Genomic DNA, 4,612 nt, shown 5'->3' on the forward strand with positions numbered 1-4,612 from the left:
AATACAAAACGGATAAAGGCAAAATTAAAAATGAGCCCGGTGCAATACCGGACTCACTTTTATCAAGCTGCCTAATGAAATAACCGTGTCTAATTTTTAGGGGTCACTTCATTTTGAGTCGGCTTCACTTTTACTTTATCCAGCTACAGCGGCTAGAATGATCGGTGGCTTCGCTTCTTCCTTCGAGGCAAAAAACGCCTCTACGTCTGAAGCTCCATCCCCCTCACATTCTGAGCGAGCCGCTTGCGCTTTTATTTTATCCAGCTACAGCAGCTAGAATCCCCGGCCATTTCACACTCTCGTTCGAAGCCAAAAGCGCTTCTCGGTCGAGCGTTCCAATGACCTGCGATTCTGAGCGAGCTGCCTACGCTTTTATTTAACCCAACCGAGCAGCATTTCCCGCACGAATTTGCTTGCTGCGATTGGTGTTTGATCACTATGATCGTAGACTGGAGCTACTTCTACTAAGTCTGCTCCGACTACTTGTATATTTGAATTTGCAATTGCTACGATGGACTCTAATAGTTCTTTAGATGTGATACCTCCAGCTTCTAATGTTCCTGTTCCAGGAGCGTGAGCTGGGTCTAATACGTCGATGTCAATTGTGACATAGACTGGGCGTCCTGCAAGTTTCGGTAATACTTCCTTTAACGGTTCTAATACGTCAAATTTATATAAGTTCATACCTACTTCTTTTGCCCATTCGAATTCTTCCTTCATTCCAGAACGAATACCGAAAGAATATACGTTTTCCGGACCAATTAAATCGCACACTTTACGAATTGGTGTAGAGTGGGATAAAGGCTCTCCCTCATATGACTCACGTAAGTCAGTATGAGCATCCATATGGATGATTGCTAAATCCGGATATTTTTTTGCCATTGCCTTAAAAATTGGCCAAGACACTAAGTGCTCTCCGCCGAGACCTAGTGGAAACTTACCGGCATCTAATAGTTTTGCTACATATTCTTCAATCATGTCTATGCTGCGCTGTGGATTCCCAAATGGTAATGGGATATCACCCGCATCAAAATATTTTACCTCTTCTAGTTCACGATCTAAATACGGACTATATTCTTCAAGACCGATTGATACTTCACGAATACGTGCAGGGCCAAAGCGAGATCCTGGACGGAAACTTACTGTCCAATCCATAGGCATCCCGTAAATAACTGCCTCTGACTCTTCAAAACTTGGATGACTTTTAATAAATACTTTACCTGAATAAGCTTCATCAAAACGCATATTCTTTTCCTCCTTATGTGGAACTTAAGGTATCCCAACCTTTCACTATTTCTCAAATTTGGAGCGCATTGCTCCTCTTTCTCGATTTACCTGAGCCTTCTTGTTATCACAAGAAGACTACTTCATTTGTAGCAGTGTAAGTAACTAGCATGTTCAAGCCTTCTAGACAAACACCTTAAATGAGTTACTTACACTTTATTTATTTCAATTTAACGCTCTTACTTAATTAAATCGCCAACAAATTTCGGTAATGCGAATGCTGCATTGTGTAATTCTTTTGTGTAATATTTCGTTTCGATTTCATGGAAACGCTCTTCACTTACTTCTAATGGATCATGTTTTTTAGATCCGATTGTGAACGTCCAAAGTCCACTTGGATACGTCGGAATGTTTGCTGTGTATAAACGAGTAATTGGGAAAATCTCTTTTACGTCTTTAAACACAGTTGTAATTAGTTCTGGTGTAAACCAAGGGTTGTCCGTTTGAGCAACGAAAATACCATCTTCTTTTAACGCTTTAGAAATTCCAGCGTAGAAGCCTTTTGTAAATAGGTTTACTGCTGGGCCTACTGGCTCAGTAGAATCTACCATAATTACGTCATATTCATTTTCGCTTTCTGCGATGTGTAGGAAACCGTCTCCTACTTTTACTTCTACACGCTCATCATCTAATGCACCTGCAATTGATGGTAAGTATTGTTTAGAGTACTCAATTACTTTTCCATCAATTTCAACAAGAGTTGCTTTCTTTACGCTTGGGTGTTTTAATACTTCACGAATAACACCACCATCGCCACCGCCTACTACTAATACGTTTTCAGGGTTTGGATGTGTAAATAAAGGTACGTGCGCTACCATTTCATGATAAACGAACTCGTCCTTTTCTGTTGTCATAACCATGCCATCTAAAATAAGCATGTTTCCGAACTCTTCCGTTTCAACCATATCAAGTTTTTGGAATTCTGTTTGCTCCGTATGTAATGTGCGGTTAATACGCGCCGTAATTCCAAAATGCTTTGTTTGTTTTTCAGTGAACCATAGTTCCATCGTACAATCACGCCTTTCAATGCAAATTTATAATAGGGACATCATTAATGTCCCCTAACAAAAATAAAACAAAACATCCAAAAAGTATAGTTAAAAGTACAAAAATACCGAAAATATATTTTAGTCAGAGGGTTCTAACATATATGTGAAAAGGGATTGCTCTGTAATAGGAAAGAAAACCCTTTCTTAAGAAAGGGTTTTTGTCTCTATTTCTACCGGTTTACGAATCGGAATTAAGATCATTACGCAACCAACTAACACAACAATTCCACCGACTAAAAACGGACTTTGTGGTGAAACTGTATGACCGATGACTCCTGATAAAATTGGAGCAATTGCGCCTCCTAACCAACGAACGAAGTTATAAACACCTGATGTAACAGATCTTTCATAAGGTGAAATATCCATTACATAACTTGTAAATAACGCGTTATTTAAGCCTGATGCTAATCCTGATAGAACGATTAACACGATTTGTAACCACATGATTTTAACGAAGAATAGTGCAATTAAGAAAATCGCAAATACAAGTAAACTACCTTTTAACAATGTTTTTGGTTCATATTTACCTTCTAGCTTATGCGCTAAAATTGCTGATCCGTAAGCTAATGCTAATCCCCATCCGCAAAATACAAATCCTAATTGAATAGCAGATAAATGCATAATAAGTGGTGAATATGCTAACACGACGAAAAATCCGTAGTAGTATAACATCCCCGAAATAGCACCTTGCATAAACGGTTTATACTTCACCAGGTTAASTAATTCTCCTACGCCTGCCGCTTTACGCTTCACTTTTCGCTCCGGTTCTTTTACAAAAAAGAAAACTAAAATAAATGCTAAAGAAATTAAAATACTCGTCGCAAAAAATGGGTAACGCCAAGAATGTCCACCTAATATACCRCCTAAYAAWGGKCCACCTGCCATCCCTAAACCRATAGCTGCTTCATATAATCCTACTGCTTCATGAACTTCTTTACTTAATGCAATTAATAATGTCATCGCCGTTGCGAAGAACATCGCATTTCCTAATCCCCACCCCGCGCGGAAAAGAGATAATTGAGCAATCGTTTGCGATATACCACATATAAATGCAAATACAGTTACAATCGCAAGACCGATCGTCATCATTCGTTTATCACCAAATCTTGATGCAAATATTCCAGCTGGTAACATCATAATTGCCATCGTTAAAATATATGCTGTAAATAACATCTCGACTTGCCAATGCGAAGCACCAATTTGTTCAGCAATACTTGGTAAAATTGGGTCGACTACTCCTATACCTGAAAAGGCAAGGAAGGTAGCCACCACTGTAATCAATCTCCCTAATTTTTGTTTGCTCTCCATTTTGATTACTCTCCTTTTGTATTCTCTAAAAATGTAACTGCCCGGCTTAAGCTATCCTCTAGCTCCGCCTTAACACGCTGCATTTGCTCCATTTTTTCGTCTAACGTTTGCACTTGTTTTTCAAGCATCTCTTTAATTTCTTGAATCACTTCACGGTCACGCGGATTCTCACTATTTCTTCTTTGTTCCATTCTTTCTTTTAACGATAAGAAATGTTGCATTTCTTGAAGCGTAATTCCTAGTACTTCTTTCGCTTCCACAATCCTTTTAATTCTCGCAATGTCCTCGTCTGTATACAGGCGAATATTCCCTTCACTGCGTTCTGGGGGATGAATTAAACCAATTTCCTCATAATAACGAAGTGTACGCTTTGTTAAACCAACTTGCTTTGTTACTTCATCAATTTTATACATGTGTATTCCTCCCTTCACCAATTATTACATTTTACGTTAACGTTAACTTTTGTGCAACTGTTATACTTTTGTAAATGTTTGTCATATGAATTGTATTTTTCTCAAAGCAGTTTCATAATGAAAGAAAAGAGATGATAAGGAGATTTTCACATGAATAAACCACTTATTTTCGCTCATCGCGGGGTAAAAGGAACACACCCAGAAAATACGATGATTGCCTTCCAAGAGGCTGAACGCATTGGGGCTCACGGAATTGAACTTGATGTTCATCTATCAAAAGATGGTGAACTAGTTGTTATTCATGATGAAACGGTGGACCGCACAACAAATGGCGTGGGACTTGTTTCTGAGAAAACTGTAGAGGAATTACAAGCYTTAGATGCTGGTAGCCATAAATATCCTTCTTTCCATGAGGCGAAAATCCCAACATTACGAGAAGTATTTATTTGGCTCTCTACAACAAATTTACAACTTAACATTGAATTAAAAACAGATGTTCTTCATTATCCAAATATTGAAGAAAAAGTTGTTGCTCTTGTTCGTGAATATCATCTATCC

5 protein-coding genes are annotated in these 4,612 nt (G+C 38.5%); 1 reads left to right on the forward strand and 4 read right to left on the reverse strand.

Annotated features, from left to right (window positions below):
- Nucleotides 1-372: 372 nt before the first annotated feature.
- The 4 genes from speB to AC1DJR_RS17970 form a co-directional block, all read right to left on the reverse strand.
- On the reverse strand, nucleotides 373-1,245 hold the full coding sequence (speB, locus tag AC1DJR_RS17955; RefSeq protein WP_060750523.1) for an agmatinase: 873 nt from the start codon (nucleotides 1,243-1,245) through the stop codon (nucleotides 373-375).
- A 218-nt stretch (nucleotides 1,246-1,463) separates the two neighbouring features.
- Nucleotides 1,464-2,291: a polyamine aminopropyltransferase gene (gene speE / locus AC1DJR_RS17960; protein ID WP_000424693.1), complete on the reverse strand. Its 828-nt coding sequence runs from the start codon at nucleotides 2,289-2,291 to the stop codon at nucleotides 1,464-1,466.
- Nucleotides 2,292-2,477: 186 nt separating this feature from the next.
- On the reverse strand, nucleotides 2,478-3,641 hold the full coding sequence (locus AC1DJR_RS17965; protein ID WP_477003163.1) for an MFS transporter: 1,164 nt from the start codon (nucleotides 3,639-3,641) through the stop codon (nucleotides 2,478-2,480).
- A 5-nt stretch (nucleotides 3,642-3,646) separates the two neighbouring features.
- A complete protein-coding gene (locus AC1DJR_RS17970; protein ID WP_002016353.1) occupies nucleotides 3,647-4,054 on the reverse strand; it encodes a MerR family transcriptional regulator in 408 nt (135 codons plus the stop codon).
- A gap of 150 nt (nucleotides 4,055-4,204) precedes the next feature.
- On the opposite strand from AC1DJR_RS17970, the gene AC1DJR_RS17975 reads away from it, so the two are divergent.
- On the forward strand, nucleotides 4,205-4,612 hold a 408-nt coding region (locus AC1DJR_RS17975; protein ID WP_477003164.1), incomplete at its 3' end, for a glycerophosphodiester phosphodiesterase family protein.

This window comes from Bacillus sp. 05T31, assembly GCF_056396725.1.

Coding starts and splice junctions, on each gene's coding strand:
- AC1DJR_RS17970 (WP_002016353.1), bottom strand. CDS start 4,054: ATGTATAAAATTGATGAAGTAACAAAGCAAGTTGGTTTAACAAAGCGT.
- speB (WP_060750523.1), bottom strand. CDS start 1,245: ATGCGTTTTGATGAAGCTTATTCAGGTAAAGTATTTATTAAAAGTCAT.
- speE (WP_000424693.1), bottom strand. CDS start 2,291: ATGGAACTATGGTTCACTGAAAAACAAACAAAGCATTTTGGAATTACG.